15 protein-coding genes are annotated in these 19,013 nt (G+C 53.6%); 9 read left to right on the top strand and 6 right to left on the bottom strand.

The window, feature by feature from the left end; all coding sequences use genetic code 11:
* Positions 1–274: 274 nt before the first annotated feature.
* The 4 genes from B212_RS0130205 to gcvPB all read left to right on the top strand — a co-directional run bounded on the left by B212_RS0130205 (position 275) and on the right by gcvPB (position 5,628).
* A complete protein-coding gene (locus B212_RS0130205; protein WP_019909933.1) occupies positions 275–1,495 on the top strand; it encodes an IS110 family transposase in 1,221 nt (406 codons plus the stop codon).
* Positions 1,496–1,697: 202 nt separating this feature from the next.
* Positions 1,698–2,822, top strand: a complete 1,125-nt coding sequence (gene gcvT / locus B212_RS0130200; protein WP_019915111.1) for a glycine cleavage system aminomethyltransferase GcvT — start codon at positions 1,698–1,700, stop codon at positions 2,820–2,822.
* Positions 2,819–4,171 (top strand): aminomethyl-transferring glycine dehydrogenase subunit GcvPA, encoded by a 1,353-nt coding sequence (gcvPA, locus tag B212_RS0130195; protein WP_019915110.1) that lies wholly within the window; start codon positions 2,819–2,821, stop codon positions 4,169–4,171. The genes gcvT and gcvPA overlap by 4 nt, the downstream gene beginning before the upstream one ends.
* Positions 4,168–5,628, top strand: a complete 1,461-nt coding sequence (gene gcvPB / locus B212_RS0130190) for an aminomethyl-transferring glycine dehydrogenase subunit GcvPB (RefSeq protein WP_019915109.1) — start codon at positions 4,168–4,170, stop codon at positions 5,626–5,628. The genes gcvPA and gcvPB overlap by 4 nt, the downstream gene beginning before the upstream one ends.
* A 65-nt stretch (positions 5,629–5,693) precedes the next feature.
* Here the strand turns inward: gcvPB and B212_RS0130185 are convergent, their stop codons facing one another.
* On the bottom strand, positions 5,694–6,497 hold the full coding sequence (locus tag B212_RS0130185; protein WP_019915108.1) for a helix-turn-helix domain-containing protein: 804 nt from the start codon (positions 6,495–6,497) through the stop codon (positions 5,694–5,696).
* A gap of 261 nt (positions 6,498–6,758) precedes the next feature.
* Between B212_RS0130185 and B212_RS0130180 the strand changes: the two genes are divergently transcribed.
* From B212_RS0130180 to B212_RS0130170, 3 genes are read left to right on the top strand one after another with little or no spacing between them, the layout of a single operon-like run.
* Positions 6,759–7,775: an ABC transporter ATP-binding protein gene (locus B212_RS0130180; RefSeq protein ID WP_019915107.1), complete on the top strand. Its 1,017-nt coding sequence runs from the start codon at positions 6,759–6,761 to the stop codon at positions 7,773–7,775.
* 18 nt (positions 7,776–7,793) lie between these two features.
* Entirely contained in the window at positions 7,794–8,600 is an 807-nt protein-coding gene (locus B212_RS0130175; RefSeq protein ID WP_019915104.1) for an ABC transporter permease, read from the top strand.
* A gap of 18 nt (positions 8,601–8,618) precedes the next feature.
* Positions 8,619–9,416 (top strand): ABC transporter permease, encoded by a 798-nt coding sequence (locus tag B212_RS0130170; protein WP_019915102.1) that lies wholly within the window; start codon positions 8,619–8,621, stop codon positions 9,414–9,416.
* Positions 9,417–9,504: 88 nt separating this feature from the next.
* Here the strand turns inward: B212_RS0130170 and B212_RS0130165 are convergent, their stop codons facing one another.
* From B212_RS0130165 to B212_RS0130145, 5 genes are all read right to left on the bottom strand, one after another.
* Positions 9,505–12,507: an efflux RND transporter permease subunit gene (locus B212_RS0130165; protein WP_019915101.1), complete on the bottom strand. Its 3,003-nt coding sequence runs from the start codon at positions 12,505–12,507 to the stop codon at positions 9,505–9,507.
* A gap of 298 nt (positions 12,508–12,805) precedes the next feature.
* Positions 12,806–13,129, bottom strand: a complete 324-nt coding sequence (locus B212_RS0130160; RefSeq protein ID WP_019915100.1) for an L-rhamnose mutarotase — start codon at positions 13,127–13,129, stop codon at positions 12,806–12,808.
* A gap of 239 nt (positions 13,130–13,368) precedes the next feature.
* Complete coding sequence (locus B212_RS0130155; RefSeq protein ID WP_019915098.1) at positions 13,369–14,529, bottom strand: ABC transporter permease; 1,161 nt, start codon at positions 14,527–14,529, stop codon at positions 13,369–13,371.
* Positions 14,522–15,691 (bottom strand): ABC transporter permease, encoded by a 1,170-nt coding sequence (locus B212_RS0130150; RefSeq protein WP_019915097.1) that lies wholly within the window; start codon positions 15,689–15,691, stop codon positions 14,522–14,524. Before B212_RS0130150 ends, B212_RS0130155 begins: the two co-directional genes overlap by 8 nt.
* An 18-nt stretch (positions 15,692–15,709) precedes the next feature.
* On the bottom strand, positions 15,710–16,645 hold the full coding sequence (locus B212_RS0130145; RefSeq protein ID WP_019915096.1) for an ABC transporter ATP-binding protein: 936 nt from the start codon (positions 16,643–16,645) through the stop codon (positions 15,710–15,712).
* A gap of 165 nt (positions 16,646–16,810) precedes the next feature.
* Between B212_RS0130145 and B212_RS0130140 the strand changes: the two genes are divergently transcribed.
* Together B212_RS0130140 and B212_RS0130135 are read left to right on the top strand one after the other, a co-directional pair.
* On the top strand, positions 16,811–17,962 hold the full coding sequence (locus B212_RS0130140) for a sensor histidine kinase (RefSeq protein ID WP_019915095.1): 1,152 nt from the start codon (positions 16,811–16,813) through the stop codon (positions 17,960–17,962).
* A gap of 280 nt (positions 17,963–18,242) precedes the next feature.
* Positions 18,243–18,893 carry a response regulator gene (locus B212_RS0130135; protein WP_019915094.1) on the top strand — a complete coding sequence of 217 codons (651 nt, stop codon included), beginning with the start codon at positions 18,243–18,245 and terminating at the stop codon, positions 18,891–18,893.
* The last annotated feature ends 120 nt before the right edge of the window (positions 18,894–19,013 follow it).

The raw sequence follows: 19,013 nt of genomic DNA, 5'->3' as shown, positions 1-19,013 counted from the left end.
ATTTTGTCTTCCGTCTGTCCTTTTTTGCAATATAAGACACCCATGCCGCTGCGCGGCATCACTGAGGAATGAAAATATTGTCTATACTGGTTACTGGGCTGGCGAAGGTAGGTCGGAACTTCTTGGTGTTACGAACCCGAATATAAGACGGACCCCAACGACCCGGTGCATCACAGATTGTTGCTCCCTCCGGGGAAGCACGCAGGGCAGAATAACCTTAGCATTGGTCTTTGCACCAGCCTTAATAAGCGCCAGCAGGCAGGAGACAGAAAAGATGGAGATCCTCATTGAACGTTGTTGTGGATTAGATGTACACAAGAAGAGTATCACAGCCTGTATCATCACCCCGAAAGGAAAGGAGATTCGAAGCTTTGAAACGCTGACTCGCCGGCTAGTCGATTTAGTGGATTGGATTAAAAGCGAGCGGTGCACCCATGTCGCGATGGAGAGCACCGGAGATTACTGGAAACCGATTTATAACCTGCTTGAACTGGAAGACGTCAAGCCGGTTGTCGTGAATGCGCAGCATATCAAAGCCGTGCCCGGACGCAAAACAGATGTGAAAGATGCGGAATGGATTGCGAAATTACTCCGGCATGGGCTGGTGCAAGGGAGCTATATTCCGAATCGGGAGCAGCGGGAACTTCGGGAAGTGATCCGGTATCGGCGAAGTATCATCGAAGAGCGAAGCCGGGAAGTGAACCGATTGCAAAAGGTGCTGGAAGGAGGCAATATCAAGCTCTCGTCCGTGGCATCCAATGTGCTTGGAGTGTCAGGACGAAACATGTTGGAAGCGATGATTCAGGGCGAAACGGATCCTTCGATTCTAGCGGACTTTGCGCAAAAGAAGCTGAAAGCCAAGAAAGAACAATTAAAGCTGGCACTAGAGGGAAGCCTAGGTCCTCATCAGTTGCTCATGCTGGAGAAACAATTAGGACATATTGACCAGTTGAATGGGTTGATCACTGAACTGGATGAAGAGATTGAGCGCCGAATGGCCCCTTTTGCAGAGGACCTGAAGTTAGTGGATACCATTCCCGGTGTCGGTAAACGAACCGCCGAACAAATTCTGGCGGAAATTGGGACCGACATGACACGGTTTCCGAGCGCAGGGCATTTATGCTCTTGGGCAGGTATGACTCCAGGTCACAATGAAAGCGCGGGGAAAAAACGATCAGCAAGGACACGAAAAGGGAATAAAAAGCTGCGAAGTGCACTGGTGGAATCGGCGCGAGCGGCAGGACGAAAAAAGAACACCTACCTGTCGGCCCAATATCACCGGATCGCAGGCAGGCGAGGGAAAAACAGAGCAGCCGTAGCCGTCGGGCACAGCATTTTAGCGATAGTCTATGTCTTGTTAACGCGAAGACAAGCATATAAAGAATTAGGGTTTGACTACTTCGACCAACGAAACCGCGAGATGGTAATGAACCGATCCATAAAACGCTTGGAATCGCTCGGGTATCAAGTAAACCTGAGTGAACAATCGGCCTAACGGCCAATTTCAAAAAAATAAAAACATGGGGTTTGTTTTGGTATGCGCACTTTTGGTTCCTTAGAGCAACTTTATTTTCAGGGCAGAAAGTTTAAGTTTCACACTATACTTTATCCTTATATTTCTCGCTGAAGCGGATACCGTCCTTTTATGGACGGCACAGCCGTTTCTGCTTGATGTAATCCAACAAGGGAGTGAGCACATGGATGGTTTGAAAAGAACGCCTTTTTACGATCTCTACTCCGCCTATGCGGAATCCAGATGCATTGATTTCGGCGGCTGGGAGCTGCCGGTGCAGTTCACGGGAATCGTGAAGGAGCATGAGGCGGTCCGCCAGCAGGCCGGCCTGTTCGATGTGTCGCATATGGGTGAATTTATGGTCAGCGGCAGCGGCTCGGAAGCCTATCTGCAGCAGATGACCACGAATGATGTCAGCCGTCTCGCGGATGGCGCTGCACAGTACACGCTGATGCTCTACCCGAGCGGCGGGGTTGTCGATGATTTGCTGGTATACCGTCTTGGCGAGGAGCGTTACATGCTGGTCGTGAACGCCTCTAATATCGACAAGGATTACCAGTGGCTGCAGGAGCATCTCACCGCTGAATTCAGCGGAGTGACCCTGAGCAATGTCTCGGATGAGACGCTGCTGCTCGCGCTGCAGGGACCGCTCGCCGAAACGATTCTTGCTGAAGTGACCTCTGCTCCCCTGGCTGAGCTTAAGCCCTTCCACTTCATCGAACGTGCTGAAGTATGCGGCGTAGAGGTGCTGCTCTCCCGCACCGGCTATACCGGCGAGGATGGTTTCGAGCTGTACGCCCCGGTGGACACGGCGGCTGCGCTATGGAACGGCCTGCTGGCGGCAGGTGCTCCGCACGGCCTGACCCCCGCAGGGCTTGGCGCACGCGACACGCTTCGTTTCGAAGCGAAGCTTCCCTTGTACGGCCAGGAGCTGGCGGCGGACATTACGCCGCTCGAAGCCGGCGTCCAGTTCTTCGTGAAGCTGGACAAAGCCGGTTTTATCGGCAAGGACGCGCTGCTGAAGCAGAAGGAAGCCGGGCTGCCCCGCCGCCTTGTCGGCCTGGAAATGCTCGACCGCGGCATTCCGCGCTCGCATTACCCCGTCTATTCGGGCGGGGTGAAGATCGGAGAAGTCACCACAGGCACACAGTCGCCGACGCTGAAGCGCAATCTGGGCCTGGCCCTGCTGGATGCCGCCTATACAGAAATTGGAACAGAGGTATACGTGGAGATCCGCGGCAAGCAGCTTAAGGCTGCCGTGGTCAAAGCGCCATTTTATAAAAAGAGCCAAGGAGGGAAGCCGCAATGAAGCACCGTTATCTGCCGATGACCGGGCAGGACCGCAAGGAGATGATGGAGACTGTCGGGATTCAGTCCGTGGAGGAGCTGTTCGCCGATATTCCGCAAGCTGTCCGTTATGAGGGAACACTGCCGATGTCAGAGGCGCTGGATGAATACGCGCTGCTGCGCCATATGAAAGAGCTGTCCGACAAGAATGCCAGCTCCGACACCCACACCAGCTTCCTTGGCGCAGGGCTGTATGACCACCATATTCCCGTTGTCATTAATCATGTGATTTCCCGTTCTGAATTTTATACCGCCTACACGCCTTACCAGCCGGAAATCAGCCAGGGCGAGCTACAGGCGATCTTCGAATTTCAGTCCTATATCTGCGAATTAACCGGCATGAAGGTGGCAAATGCCAGCATGTACGATGGCGCCACCGCCCTCTCCGAAGCCGCCGTTCTGGCTGTCGGGGCGACCAAACGCAAAAAACTGGTCGTCTCCCGCACCATTCACCCGGAAGCACGGCAGGTGCTGCGCACCACTGCGGGCGCCTGGGGCCTTGATGTCGTAGAGGTTGACTACCAAGACGGCGTAACGGACCAGGCCAAGCTCGCCGCCGCAATTGATAGCGATACTGCCGCCGTTCTGGTGCAGTCGCCGAACTTCTTCGGCGCGATTGAAGACCTTGGGTCAATGGAACCGCTGATCCATGCCGTCAAAGGCCTGCTCGTGGTCAGTGCCAATCCGCTGGCGCTCGGCATTCTCGAAACGCCGGGCAAGCTCGGCGCCGACATCGTAGTCGGTGACGCCCAGCCGCTGGGCATTCCTGCTTCGCTTGGCGGTCCAACCTGCGGCTTCTTCGCCGTAGCCGAGCACCTGATGCGCCGCATGCCGGGCCGGATCGTCGGCCAGACCGTAGACCGCAGCGGCAAACGCGGCTTCGTGCTGACCTTGCAAGCCCGTGAACAGCATATCCGCCGCGAGAAGGCCACCTCGAACATTTGCTCCAACCAGGCGTTGCTGGCGCTGTGCGCATCCGTCTATCTGTCGGTCATGGGCAAAGAAGGCATGCGCGAGGTTGGCGAACTGAATGTACGCAAGAGCCATTATGCCGCAGGCAGGCTCGGGGAATTAACCGGTGCAGCTCCTGCCTTCACCGCACCGTTCTTCAATGAATTTGTCCTGAAGCTGCCGGAGGGCAGCAATGTCAGCAAGATCAACTCCAGGCTGCTCAAGGAAGGCTACCTTGGCGGTTATGATCTGGGCCGGGATTATCCCGAGTTGGCCGGACATATGCTGGTTGCCGTAACGGAGAAAAAAAGCAAAACAGAAATCGACCAATTCGCCAGCGTACTGGAGGGCTGTATATGAAACCGGAACAAAGTCTGATCTTTGAGCTTAGCCGCCCCGGCCGCTCAGCCTATTCCCTGCCGCAGTGCGATGTTCCTCAGGAAGAGAGCATGGACTCCCTGATTCCCGCCAGCCTGCTGCGCAGCGAGCCGGTGATCTTGCCGGAGGTATCCGAAGTGGATGTAATCCGCCATTACACTGCACTCTCCCGCCGGAACTTCGGCGTAGACAACGGCTTCTATCCGCTCGGCTCCTGTACGATGAAATACAATCCGAAGATTAACGAGGATGTTGCCCGCTTCCCCGGCCTGGCGAAGATTCACCCGTACCAGCCGGAAGAGAGCATTCAGGGAGCGCTCGAGCTGATGCATACGCTGCAAAAGGACCTGGCCGCCCTGACCGGCATGGATGCCGTATCCCTGCAGCCTGCTGCCGGCGCCCACGGCGAATGGACCGGACTGATGATGATCCGCGCCTATCATGAGAGCCGCGGGGAATCCCGCTCCAAGGTAATCGTGCCCGATTCCTCGCACGGCACGAACCCCGCCAGCGCTTCCGCAGCCGGACTGGAGACGGTAACCATCCCCTCGAACGATAAAGGGATGGTAGATCTTGAAGCCCTGAAAGCGGCTGTCGGCGGCGACACCGCCGCCCTCATGCTGACGAACCCGAGCACGCTCGGATTATTCGAGACACAAATCGTCGAAATCGCCGAGATTGTACACGAAGCAGGCGGCCTGCTCTATTATGACGGAGCGAACTCCAACGCGATTATGGGGATTACCCGCCCTGGCGACATGGGCTTTGACGTGGTGCATTTGAATCTGCACAAAACAATGAGCACCCCGCACGGCGGCGGCGGTCCGGGAGCCGGACCGGTTGGCGTGAAGGCGAAGCTGATTCCGTTCCTGCCACAGCCAACCGTGGTCCAGAACGAAGACAGCAGCTTCTCGCTGAGCTACGGCGGACCGGAATCCATCGGCCGGGTCAAAGCCTTTTATGGCAACTTCGGTATCCTGGTCCGTGCCTATGCGTATATCCGCACCTATGGACCGGAAGGTTTGCGCGAGGTGTCCGAGAACGCTGTGCTGAACGCCAACTATATGATGCACCGGCTGGCGCCGTATTTTGAAATCCCGTATCCGGGGGTCTGCAAGCATGAATTCGTCATGTCCGGCAAAAACCTTAAGCAGTACGGTGTGCGCACACTGGACGTCGCCAAACGGCTGCTCGACTTCGGCTACCACCCGCCAACCGTCTACTTCCCCCTCACTGTGGAGGAGTGCATGATGATTGAGCCGACCGAAACCGAAAGCAAGGAAACGCTCGACGGCTTCATCGAAACGATGATTCAAATCGTGAAGGAAGCCCGGGAAACGCCGGAGATTGTGATCAATGCGCCGCACACTACGGAGATCAGCCGTCTCGACGAGACCCAGGCTGCCCGCAAGCCGGTATTGAATTGCTCCTGCGGTTAAGCATATTGTTCAAAGCGGCTAATCCGTAAGTCACTCTGACTTCGCGGGTTAGCCTTTTTTTATACTTACATCAGCTTCCTGGCAAATTGTGAGCGGTCATTGACGTTCATTTTAATATAAATACTCTTTACCACATTGCGGACCGAACCCTCGCTGATGCCGAGCGCACTCGAAATATGCAGCGCGCTTTTGCCCGACAGCCACAGCGAAGCCACCTCCTTCTCCCGCGCCGTCAGCTTGTATTCACCGAGCACCGCATCCCGTCTGTACTTCTGCAGGCCTTTATTATTGACCATTCGTTTGTATGCCACGTTCTCGGCCAATTGCTGCACGAACGGAATCGCAAAATCAATGTGCTGATCTACATGGAAAGAAATATCCACATAACCCTGTGTGCCTCCATCCAGAACGAGGGGCGCGCATACGCAGTTCCAGTTCCAGAAAGCGGCGTCGCTATGCTCCTCTCCACGCACTACTCCTATACGGTTCATCTCCATAGCCAGCGAGACTGCATTGAGTCCCGAATACCGTTTGGACAGATTGATCCCCCTGCTCAGCCCGGCCAGATCCATCGTCTCCTGAAGCTTGCGGGAGGAGCAGATCAGGTCCAGAATCCACCCCTCTTCATCTGCCAGAAACACAATATAAGGAATTGGAATGAAGCGGTTGATCTCCAGTATTTCTTCACGTAGGGACATAACCATAGCTTCACTATAGATCGCTTTGTTCTCTTGTACACAGGAGGTCTTTGAGGGCCGCAGCGGTTTGCGTGTATCCGAAGAAATCATTTGGCGAAAAGATGCAGCTTGATCTGCTGGAAGATCCCCCGGCGAACACCACATTTTTGTCTTGGAATTGATGGTTGTCAACACATTCGCCTCCTGAATTCGTTTCGTTAGTTCATTCAGAATAATGTGAATTAATTCACTAATAACAATTTTTTGACATTTGCTACTGCAATTCTCCTAGTAAATTTATCATAGGATATTTAGGGATTAATTTACAGGGGGCTATTTTACGAATGACAGTTGAAAAATTTCGTTTCGACCTAAACCGATAGTTTTCGACATTAGCCTAGTGCTATATTTGTTTATGCGTCTTTCGATATCAGCAATGAAGGAGGTCTATTCTTGAGTATTATTGAAGCCCGCGGGCTGTCAAAGTCTTTCATGCAGGCGGTGAAGGAACCGGGTCTGGGGGGAGCCGTCAAGCATTTGTTCGTCCCGAAGCATATTGAGAAGGTTGCGGTAAAACCGCTCAATCTGAGTGTGGAAGCCGGAGAGACGGTGGCCTACGTGGGTCCAAACGGTGCAGGCAAATCCACCACAATCAAGATGCTGACAGGCATCCTCATGCCGTCTGCGGGCAGTATTTCTGTAAACGGTATCAATCCTTATAAGAAAAGAATGGAAAACGCCGCCCAGATTGGAGCGGTGTTCGGGCAGCGCACACAGCTCTGGTGGGATATCCCGATTGTCGAATCCTTTTCGCTGCTGAAGGATATTTACCAGATTCCGGGGCCTGTCTACAAGGCTAATCTGGAGCAATTCACCGAGCTGCTCGGCATGAATGAATTCATTCACCTGTCCGCGCGCAAGCTCTCCCTGGGTCAACGCATGCGTGCGGACCTGGCGGCTGCCCTATTACATAACCCTCCGATCCTGTATCTCGATGAGCCTACCATTGGACTCGACGTCTCCGTGAAGCAAAAAATCCGCGAATTCATCAAAAAAATCAATCAGGAGCAGATGACCACCATCATGCTGACCACCCATGATCTGGGAGACATTGAGGATCTGTGCAGACGTCTGATTATTATCGACCACGGCTCGATCATCTACGACGGGAGTCTCAGCGAGGTCAAATCCCGTTTTGCCAGAGACCGGGTGATCTTCTTCCAGGTAGGAGCGCCGATGCCGGAGCTGATCTCGGAGCTGTCCCAGACTCCTAGAATGAAGCTGGAGCTGCAGAATGACCAGGAATTCTCCATTTCCTTCGACCGGTACGAATATACGGCCAGCGAGGTCGTCAGCCAGGTGATGAAGCACGGGGAAGTCATCGACTTCCGCATGGAGGATGCCAATATCGAGCAGGTCATCAAAGCCGTATATGACGGGAATCTGAACCTGAACCAAGACGGAAAATGAGGAGGTGCAAAGGCAGCCATGCCTGCAATGAAGCTTAAGAAATACCGCAGTATTGCCAACCGTTCTTTGCAAAATGTTCTCTCCTACCGAATTTCATATGCCGTCACTTTTCTCTCTAATATAATCAATTTGCTGGCAATCTACTTTTTGTGGGCGGGGATTTACAATGGCCGGGATGTGGTCGGCGGATATACCTGGGATGAGATGAAAACCTATCTGCTGGTTACCTTTCTGGCCAACTCTGTGCTCTCCTGGTATTCCGAAACGGCGATATCCGGTAAAATCCTCGACGGCAGCGTCGCTGTGGATTTGCTGAAGCCGATTGATTTTCAAACTGCCCGATTCTCTGAAACGCTGGGCACAAGCCTGCTGGAAGGGGGAATGAGCCTGATTCTGCTCGTAAGCTTCTCATTCTTCGTTTCCGGTGTAGCCCTTCCCCATTCGCTGCTGGTCTACGTGCTGTTCGCCTTCAGTCTGCTTGGGGCCATCGTAGTGAAATTCGGTATTGTGTATCTGGCAGCTCTGCTGTGCTTCTGGTCTACCGGCTCGATGGGTATTGTCTGGACCCGGATCGCCGTGACCAACCTGCTGTCCGGGGCTTTGGTTCCCTTGGCCTTTTTCCCGGACTGGCTGGAGCGGTCGGCCTTGCTGCTGCCGTTCCAGAGCATTATCCACACGCCGACGATGATTTTTCTGGAGCAGACAGGCACAATGGAGAGCCTGAAGCTGATCGGCATTCAATGCTTCTGGGGAGTGGTGCTGTGGCTGGCCGGAAAAGCGATGTGGAACTGGGCGGTCCGTCAGGTGACGATCCATGGCGGCTAGGCGGAAGGAGACGATACAATGAGCTTGTCACGGATGTTCTACTTATATAAAAGATTCTACGTCCAGCAGTTGAAGGCGATTCTGGAATACAACAAGGACTTCTATATCTTAATGTGTTCTGCCGCTCTGACGCAGGTGCTGGGATTTGTGTTCCTCTGGGTGATCTATGACCGGATTCCCGACATTAACGGCTGGCAGTTCTGGGAGGTCACCTTCATGTATGCGATGATCTTCCTGACGGAAGGCATCGGGTCTTTGTTCTTCGAAGGAACCTGGCGGCTTGGAAGGCTGGTCAATCAGGGGGAGCTGGACCGTTATCTGCTGCGGCCGGTGCCTGTTGTGCTGCAGGTGTTCTGTACAGGCATTGGAATCAACGGCCTCGGCAATCTGCTGATCGGCGGAGTGATTGTGTGGCAATCGCTTGTGCACAGCCCTATTCACTGGACGCTGGGCAAAATCGCCATCCTTCTGCTGCTGTTCGCCACTGCGGTCATTATCCGCGTGTCGATCAATCTGGCCGGGAACTCAGCGGCTTTCTGGATTCGCAATGCCGGGAACGCCTTCCCGCTGATGGTCCATAATTTGGCCGACCTAGCCAAATATCCGATTACCCTGTTCCCGCAGGCGGTACGGGTGCTGATCTCCACCGTTCTGCCGTATGCATTCATCAGCTTCTATCCGGCAACCTACATTTTCGGCAAAAGCGAATGGTCCGGCTGGTGGATGCTGGCCCCTTTAGCTGCGGTACTCATTGCGGCTGCAGCCTACGGCATCTTCCGCTACGGGCTTTCGAAGTATGAAAGCACGGGGAATTAAATCGTGCGTAAGTAAAGAGCAGTGCGAAAATTCGCACTGCTCTTATAGTTAGCTCTTTGCTTACCCCTGTCCGGCTTTGCACACCTGCTTATGCCGATGCAGCAGCCTTCGCTTGCTTGCGTTCCTTAGCGGATTTGCGGAAATACAGCAGCTCGTAGATTGCCGGTACAACCACCAGCGTCAGCAGTGTGGCCGCAATCAAGCCCCCGATAACCACAATGGCAAGACTCTGCGAGACGATGCTGCCCTGCTCGGAATGACCGAACAGCAGCGGAAGCATGGCGCATACGGTGGCAATGGCTGTCATTAGAATCGGACGCATCCGTGTTCCGGCTGCTTCGATAATCGCCTCGCGTACGGTCATATGCTCTTCGTTCTGCTTAATGCGGTCGATCAGCACAATGGCATTCGTGACAACAATACCGATCAGCATCAGTGCGCCGAACAGAGCGGTGAAGTCAGGGGTCACACCGGAAATAATCAGTGCAACAACCGCTCCGATTGCCGCAAGCGGCAGGGAGAACATAATCGCCAGCGGCGCGCGCAGCGTCTTGAAGGTCAGGACCATGATCAGGTATACCAGACCAATGGAGACCAGCGCCGTCATGCCAAGATCATTGAAATCTCCGGCCTGATCCGCCGAAGCTCCGCCTGCGAATAACGTTACCCCTTCGGGAAGCGTAATGCTGTCTGTCTGTTTTTTAATATCTGCCCCAATTTCCGATACTTTCTTCGGATCAACCTCAGCGGAAATACGTACATACGGTTTGCCGTCTTTATGATAGAGCATGGCCGGTTGATCTTTGACTTCAAGGGTAGCGAGCTGCGAGAGCGGCTGTGGACCTCCGGCAGTCATAATCGTTATTCCCTGCAATTCCTGCTGCGATTTCGGCTGCAGCACCGGCTCCAGCACCACTGCCGCCGTGGAACCGTCAAGTTCCATTTGGCCCAGAGGGAGTTTATTCAGCATTGCTGACAGTTGCATGCTGATTTCCTGCGCATTGGCTGTTTCAGGGTTCACCTTAAAAGAAAACACCGGCTTGGTATCCTCCATATTGCTGGAAACTTTTTGTACCCCGTCCACTGCTTTCAATTTCGCAGTTACCGCCTGGGCGACTGAATTGATCGAATTCAGGTCTTCCCCGACGATATCGACGTACTCACTCGTCGAGCCTCCACCCATCATGCTCGATTCATTCGCAGTCAATGTTGCTCCCGCATAGGTATCCTGAAGGCTGCGGATATGGTCCAGGAACGCCTGCGCGTCGGCATCCTCTTTCATCATTACGGTATAATCGACCTGAGTCAGTGAAGTCACATTGCCCCACTGCGCCGAATCTGCGCTGTTGCCAGTCATCATAATGACCGTCTTCGCCTGCGGCTGCTTCATCATCTCATCTTCGAGCTGCTTGCCCTTCTCCAGCACTTCCTTGACCGGAACGTCATTCGGATAGACCAATTGAACAGTCACCATACTGGCATCCGAAGCATCCAGCGCGCCTTTGGGCATGGTAACATAGGCGGCAACAGAACCAACCAGCAGCACCAGACCCAGAGTCAGGGCAACCCACTTATGGCGCAGATTCCAGCCCAGGAAACGGCTGAACCGCTTAGACGGCTCATGCTCCTTCAGAGAGGAGCTGCGCAGCAGCCATGAGCTTAACAGCGGAACTACGGTCAGCGCTACTACCAGCGAAGTCAGCAGGGAATAGGTAACTGTCAGCGCAAACGGCAGCAGGAAGGCTTGCAGCGCGCCATCGAGCAGACCCATAGGCAGGAACACAGCAACCGTGGCTATGGTGGAGGTAGTAATTGCTCTTGCTACCTCGCGGGTTGCGCTGATAAGCATGTCGCGGGAGAAAGGCTCCTTCTGCATCCGGCGGTGAATGTTCTCAATGACGACAATGCTGTCATCCACCAGCCGCCCGACCGCAACGGCCACACCGCCCAGCGTTACAATGTTCAGCGTAATGCCGGAAATGTTCAGCAGATATAAAGTAACCGCCAGCGACAGCGGAATGGATACCGCAGTAATCAGGGTAGCACGCACATTGCGCAGGAAGATCAGAATGACAATCGTCGCGAACAAAGCGCCGAGCAGCACTTCACGCATCATGCTGTTGACTGAAGTAACCACCATATCCGAAGTGCTGAATATGACGGCGACCTCAGCGTTTTTAACCGTTGTGGTAAGGCTCTCCGCAGCAGCCTGCACCTTGTCGCCCACATCGACCGCATTGGCATTGGCCTCCTTGGTAATGACGGCGAACAATACATCCTTGCCGTTCGAGCGGCTGACGCTCTCCTGATCTGTCACCGCCTGTACAGAAGCTATATCCTTAAGCGTTACCCCGGGTATAACCGGCAGCTTCTTCAGGGTATCCATACTGTCTATCGAGGAAACAACATTCACATTCCCCGTCTTCCCGCCGATGGTCTGCTCGCCAATCGAGGCCGACACATTCCGCCCCTGAAGCACTCCCAGCACCTGCGCTGTAGCTACGCCTTTTGCAGCCATCGCCTGCGGATCAAGCTTTACCTTGACCTGGGGAGCCGATTTGCCGTACAGCGCCACGCTCGCTACGCCATCAATTTTTTGCAGTTCGGGAATGATCGTGTCTTCGGCAAGCTTCAGATTCTCCTTCGTAATCCCATCATCGAAGGCGATCGTAAGCTGGGAGATGGGAATCATCGAGGTGTTCAACTGGACGATGAAAGGGTCCATGACCCCCTCGGGGAATTTCAGCGTGCGGACAGCCTTTTCGACCTCCTGTGCCGCATCCTTCATTTTGGTTTTGCCGTCAAAATATATATCCACCTTGGCATAGCTGTCTCCGGAAGTGGACATTTGCTCTGTTTTTCCTTTTATAGCTGAAGTAGCTGCCTCAATTGGCTTCGTCACATTCGTTTCCATCGAATGCGCATCCTGCCCCGGTCCGAGCACCGTAACCGTAACTTGAGGCTGATCGGCCTCAGGCATGAACTCCATAGGCAATGAGGTGTAGCTGAGTATCCCCACCACAAGCGCCATGACAACCAGAAGCCCGAGCGCCCCCTTATTGCCAAACGACCATTTTGTTAACCATGTCATTTCTCTTTTCCCCTTCCATTTGGTTATGTTTGGTTTCTGTATGCCTGATCCTTATGTATTGCTGTCTCCGCTTAAGTGTAGGGCCTGACGGCTATCTCCAAAACCTACCGGGGAATGGTTCTGCTCTCGGTCTTAAGGCGGGGCGCTTCCCCTGCCCGGGATAGAGGACACCGGCATGCGGGAACGCCGCCCTGCTCTGGACAGCACAAAAAACCCTGCCTTGTTGAAAGGCAGAGCGTTCAGGCACTACTTATGGATGCTTAAGCTTAATGACAGTGAGCTCAGCGAAAGCCAGGGGCTACTCCAGATAAAAGACCTCGCGAAGCGGGATCACCGGCGTCTCCTCATTAAAGTCAAAGGAGCCTTCAACCATCTTCGACGTAATCGCATTCCATCTGTTGCAGGCATCACTCTGGGCAATGTATGCAAAAGCCGCGTCCGGGTCGCTGCATTCAAAGCAATAGAAAAATTGATTGCCGTTCTGAAAAATCGAGTAATTCTTAATTCCGGCTTTGGAATGCTCCTCGAGGATTTCCGGCCAGGGGTTAAGATGCATCTGCACGTACTCCTCCAGACATTCCTCTTTGACCCGCCAGGTCCAAGCCAATTTATTGCCGCTCATCCGCTCATCCTCCTGCAAGTTTTATAGAGCTAGTACCCGCTTCACAAGCACCAGCTACAAATGTTATCGCTTACATTTTATGTATATAATAGATTCCCCAAGACATTTTTGCAAGCCTAATCGCTTCATTTTCTCATTGCTGACACAAATCCTAATTCAACAATAGATCAGCCTGCCGTATCCGGCTTATAGCCGGATACGGCAGGCTGGCCCTCTATCTACCTCACCGCAGTTGCAAGCTACGCGCTGATCCCGGCCTCATTCGGACGCAGAATGGCGGAACCAATTGCCAGCAGCACTGCCGCCATGAGCAGCAGGATCGCAAAGGGGAGCCACAGCTCATCCCAGCCGCCGCCGGCTGCCGCGATGTCCACCGCCTGGATCGCCCATTTCTGCGGCACGAAGTTGGCCGCTTTTTGCATATAATCGGGCATGAGGTAGAGCGGCCAGAAGCAGCCGCCGAGCATACAGGTCGGGGTAAGGATGAGCGCGTTGAGCATGCCTGCATTTCTCGGATTGCGGACCAGTCCCGCTACCGTGCTGGCAATTCCCATGGACACGAGCATAAATGCGGCAAGCACAAGGAAATAGAGATATGCAGGGACCCCATAGTCATAACGCAGCACCCATTTCCCGAGCGTCAGCACAATGATAATCTGAATAACCCCTACCATAAAGCTGCCCAGGAAATTACCAAACGCAATTTCGGAGGAACGGACCGGAGCGCTGAACATCCGCATCATGGTCCGCCCCCGGCGGTCATCCATAATCAGGGATACCGAACTGGTAACAAGTCCCATGAGGAACATTAACGTCAAGCCGGTGATGATTCCAAGCGTTTGCCGGGGATACAAGTCATAGTCCGTACGTGTGCTTCCCACATTATGCTGTTCCGCCTGCTTCAGGATCGCGCCAAGCTGAGCTTCGGCATCTCCCGTCCCGCCGCCGCCGGCTTTTACCGTTTGAGCGGTTTCGAGCATTTCATCCGCTATCGCATTCACTTTCATTTTGAGCATAACCGAGTTTTCCGAAGTTTTAAGCTCATACAGGCTGAGACTCGGCTGTTGCCCGGCCGCAAGCTGAGACGTATACGCTGCCGGAATCCATATTCCCGCCGTACCCTCCTGCAGCGTAACCCCTTCCTTAAGCGAAGCCTCGTTACTGCGCTGAACAAGCTTGTAATCTCCGGAGTTCTTCAGCTCCGCGATCAGATGCGCTCCGGCTGCGCCTTTGTCCATATTGGCATACAAAATGGTTGGCGGGCTATCCTCCATGCCTCCGGTCAAGGAAATAATGGCAGCGACCACAATGCCCGGCAGCAAAATATACGTAATGAACCCTTTGCGGGAACCGATCGTCCGTTTGATCATATTCCAGGCTATTGTCAGTATTTTATCCATGGTAACCCACCTTCCGGTATGAGACAATCGCTGCGCCGAACAGCACTAGACAGATGATGGCTATGATCCACAGATTCGGCAAAAGCTGCGGCAGACTCGAATGCAGCATCATGCGGATCATCGACTGCAGCACCCAATGATTAATCGTAAAAGCACCGATGGTGTTCACCCAGGAATCGGGCAGCGGAGCCATTCCGCCGCTAAGGAAAGTCATGCACACCGTAATTACACTAATGATGCTGCTTGCGCTTGCCGCAGTTTTACTGAACATACACACCACAATCGACAGCGTCATTGAGGCTATAATCATCAGCAGGCAGAACAGCATCAGAAGGCCCGGCCGATTCCCCCAGTAAACACCGAACAGCCAGCCGGTAAGCAGAACTATCGCCAGACATTGAATAATGGACACGATGCCTACGCCCAGCATTTTGCCGATAAATAGCTCTGAGCCCTTGACCGGCATCGAATTGATGCGGAAGAGGGTATGGTTATCCTTCTCACTAAAAAGTGATGTCGTAACCGTTATTCCGCTGTACAGCAGAAACATCACCAGCATGGACGCCGCGTAGAATTGGGAGGCGCTGTAGGTTCTCCCTCCATTGCTAAGATCGCCCATTTTAACCGTCTCCCGGTCTCCCGGAACTGTAGCTGCCGCCTGAAGCGCCTGCGGTCCAAGCGTTGCCGCCGTAGCCTGTTTATAATTGATCCTGCTGAGAAAATTGTCAAAAACCGTCGCGGCAACCAGATTATCATTGTGGCTCTTCCCGAGTATTAATTCCAGCCGCGCCTGCCCTCCGCTCTGAACCTCGCTGTCAAAGCCGGTTGGCACAATTACCGCATAGCCGTATTTTCCGGTGCGCAGCCCTTTCTCCGCTGCCTCGCGGCTGCCCGCTTCTTGCGGAGCAATCACATTCTGAACCTCCGGCGACTTCAGAAAGGCCGCAATCATCGCCGTTGGCCCCTTTCCTTCACCCGAAAGATTGACTACCGCCACCCGCACAGGATTTATCTTGGAGGCAGCTTTGACACCGACCACTCCGGACAGCGAAGTCCCCAGGAGAAAGATCAGCACGATCGGCAGCAGAAACATATTAATCAGCAGCGAGCGTGAGCGGAATAATCTGCGCAGCTCATAGATCATAATTGTCCAAGTGTTCATTTCCGCTTTCTCCCTCCTCTAATCCCTCAAGGTCCGTCCGGTCAGGCTGAGGAACAGAGTCTCCAGATCCGGCTCTTCAATTTTCAGTGAAGCAATAACCCCTTCATGCTTGGCAAAAATAAATAGAATATCCTGCAGCTCATTTTGCGAAGAAGGCAGGTACAACTCTACCGTATCTCCGTTAAGCTCTACCCGGCTGATCCGCGGATGATGATTCAGTTCATCCATCAAGGCGGGAGTCATCTTGGCAGCCTTCACGACAATCCGTTCTTCATGGGACACCCGTTCCCGCAGCTCCTGCTCGGTTCCGCAGGCAATGATATGGCCTTTATCCATAATCGCTACCCGGTCGCAAATGGCGGCTACTTCCTCCATATAATGGCTTGTATAGATAACCGCTGAGCCCAGCTTGTTCAGCGCCTTAACCGATTCCAGAATATGATTGCGCGACTGGGGATCAATCCCGACGGTCGGTTCATCCATAATGATCAGCTTGGGGTGATGCATAATTGCACAGGCGATATTCAGCCGTCTTTTCATTCCGCCGGAGAAGGTGGACGGTTTGTCCTTGGACCGGTCGCTAAGTCCGGTGAAATCCAGCGCCTCCTCAACCCGCTCTTTCAGCAGCCTGCCGCGCAGGCCGTACAGCTTGCCGAAGAAGCTTACATTTTCCGCCGCTGTCATATTTTCATATAAGGCCAAATCCTGGGGGACAAGCCCGATTTTCTTTTTCACCTCAAGCGGTTTATCCTTTACCGACAGTCCGTCGATTACGATATCCCCGCCATCGACCTTCAGCAAGCCGCAGATCATACTGATCGTAGTGCTCTTCCCCGCCCCATTCGGACCGAGCAGACCAAAGATTTCCCCCTCCTGTATGCTGAAATTCACGTGATCCACCGTTAATTTTTGATCATACCTTTTCACTACATCCGTTAATACCGCAAGCGTCATGCCTCATCTCTCCTGTTCCTCAAGCCTTATGCTGTAATTGTAGCGCATTACGGTGGCCGGCATAGGTACGAAAGGTCATGACCTTGAGGTGACTTAAGTCATCTCCTGGGCAGGGGGCTTCTTATGCTAAGATGAATATACCAACCCTAAAAAGGATGACCCCACTTGAACAGAGGAATAAAAAATCTGCGCTACGCGCTCATTATCATCCCTGCACTGATTGCCATATATGTCTATAGCTATGCCGACTATGAGCTGTTCACTCTGCATTTTCTGCTGCTGCTGCTGATCGTGACACTGAGCGAGCGGCTTTCCGGGCCCCTGCAGGCACTTGCTGGCGGAATTGAATTACTCTACACCGCCTGGCTGTTTTACCAATACGGTAATTTAATGATTTTCCCGGCGATTTCCGCGCTGCTCTATTATTCCAGACTGGAGCGGAGATTCGTGTCACTCCTGTTCTTCTGCGCTCACGTGGCCGCTTTGAATATTGCCCTTAGCGGCTTCGAGCCGCTTGCAAGGGTGTACATCAATCTTACCTTCCTGCTGTCCGCCTATCTGAACGAGCTGCTGTACAGATCAGGGCGCGGACGTGACGACACGCTGTTCCTCTACGACGAGCTGCGCAAAAAACATTTCGAGCTGGAGGAAGCCCGCAGCCGCCTGCAGCAGTTCGCCTCCCAGGTCGAGAGTACCGCACAGGCGGAGGAACGGGTAAGGATCGCGCGCCAATTGCATGATGATATCGGCCACCGGCTGATCCGGGTTAAAATGATGACAGAGGCGGCCATTCATACCCTGCCGCATTCTCCGGAAACCGGGATGGGCATGATGAGCCAGATCCGCGACCAGCTCTCAGCCAGTATGGATGAAATGCGCGCCGCAGTCAGACAGATCAGCTACGCTCCCCAGCTTGAAGGCGCCTATGCACTGGACCGGCTGCTGGAGGAACTGGGCCGCGATACCGGCATTGAAACCTCCTATAATGTGCAGGGTCAGCCATATCCGCTGTACCCCAGTATCCAGGTTGTCCTCTACAAAAATGCCCGGGAGGCCATTACCAATGCCCTTCGACATGGCAAAGCAACCGCGGTCTGGATTACACTGTCGTATAGCGGGCATGAGATCGTTATGGAGGTCGGCAACAATGGCGCGCGTCCCGAAACCGACCCACTGTCCAGAGTACAAGGTGCGGGCGGGATGGGCCTTAAAGGAATGGATGAGCGGACGAGTCTGATCGGCGGAACGCTTGCGCTGCGGCTTGAACCGGAGTTCACGATGATTACGAGGCTGCCTGTTTACCGGCAGGGAGGATAGACTGTATAAGCTTATATATAAGTTGACCTAAAGAAAATATATAAGGGGCAGAAGTGACGGAGGGGAAGTTTGGATACTTACGGAGCGAACGCGTCCGCCTTTGTCTGCGGATTTCAACCGCGAACAGCGGTATAAATCAAGAAATCTGCAGGCGGGCAGCGGCCGGAAGTCCAAACATTCCCCGCAGTTACGACCAGACCCCAATATGAAAATCTATAGGTCCATTTAAACAGCTTGTGAAGCGCATCTATAAATTCGTGCTAAAGGAGACAGACCCTTTATGATCAAAGTAGTAATCGTAGACGACGACCCTTTTATCCGCGAAAGTCTGAAGGTATTGGTCGCTCTCGACCCGGAAATCGAGGTTGTCGGCGCGGCAGGGGATGGCAATGAAGCCTTGGCCCTGCTGAAGCAGCTCCCCCACGCCGATGTCGTACTGATGGATATCCGCATGCCGAACTGTGGCGGGGTAGAAGGTACCCAACATATCAAAGCAGCCTTCCCCCGGATTTCCGTGCTGATGCTGACCACCTTCGATGACGACGAATACATTATTGAAGCGCTGCGGAACGGGGCCAGCGGATACCTGCTGAAGAATATTCCGCCGGACCGGATTATTCAGGGCATCAAAACCGTACATGAAGGCAACATGCTTATCCATCCCGACATCGCCCGCAAGCTGGCAGGGCTGCTGCAGCCGACCCCGCGTCCGAAGGACACCCCGGCACAGACGCTGGAAGCGTATGGACTGACCAAAGCCGAGCAGGCTGTGGTGGCCTCTATCGCAGAAGGCTATACCAATAAAGAAATCGCTGCCGCGCTGTTCTTAAGCGAAGGTACGGTCAAAAACTACATCACCGATATCCTCAGCAAGCTCGGACTGCGCGACCGGACGCAAATTGCCATCTTTTACTTAAAAAACGGCAGCTAAGCGGAGTCAACTTCAGCATCCGCTCTCCCTGCACGGTGAACCCAAAATTACAATTAAGTTGTCGGAAATTGGCACTTCCCTCTTAAGCTGCGGTATGATATTTGACATTTTCGTTATCCT

Source organism: Paenibacillus sp. HW567 (assembly GCF_000374185.1).
Taxonomy (GTDB): domain Bacteria; phylum Bacillota; class Bacilli; order Paenibacillales; family Paenibacillaceae; genus Paenibacillus_AQ.
The sequence above is the reverse complement of the archived record's forward strand: the minus strand, read 5'-3'. Positions and strand labels throughout refer to the sequence as shown.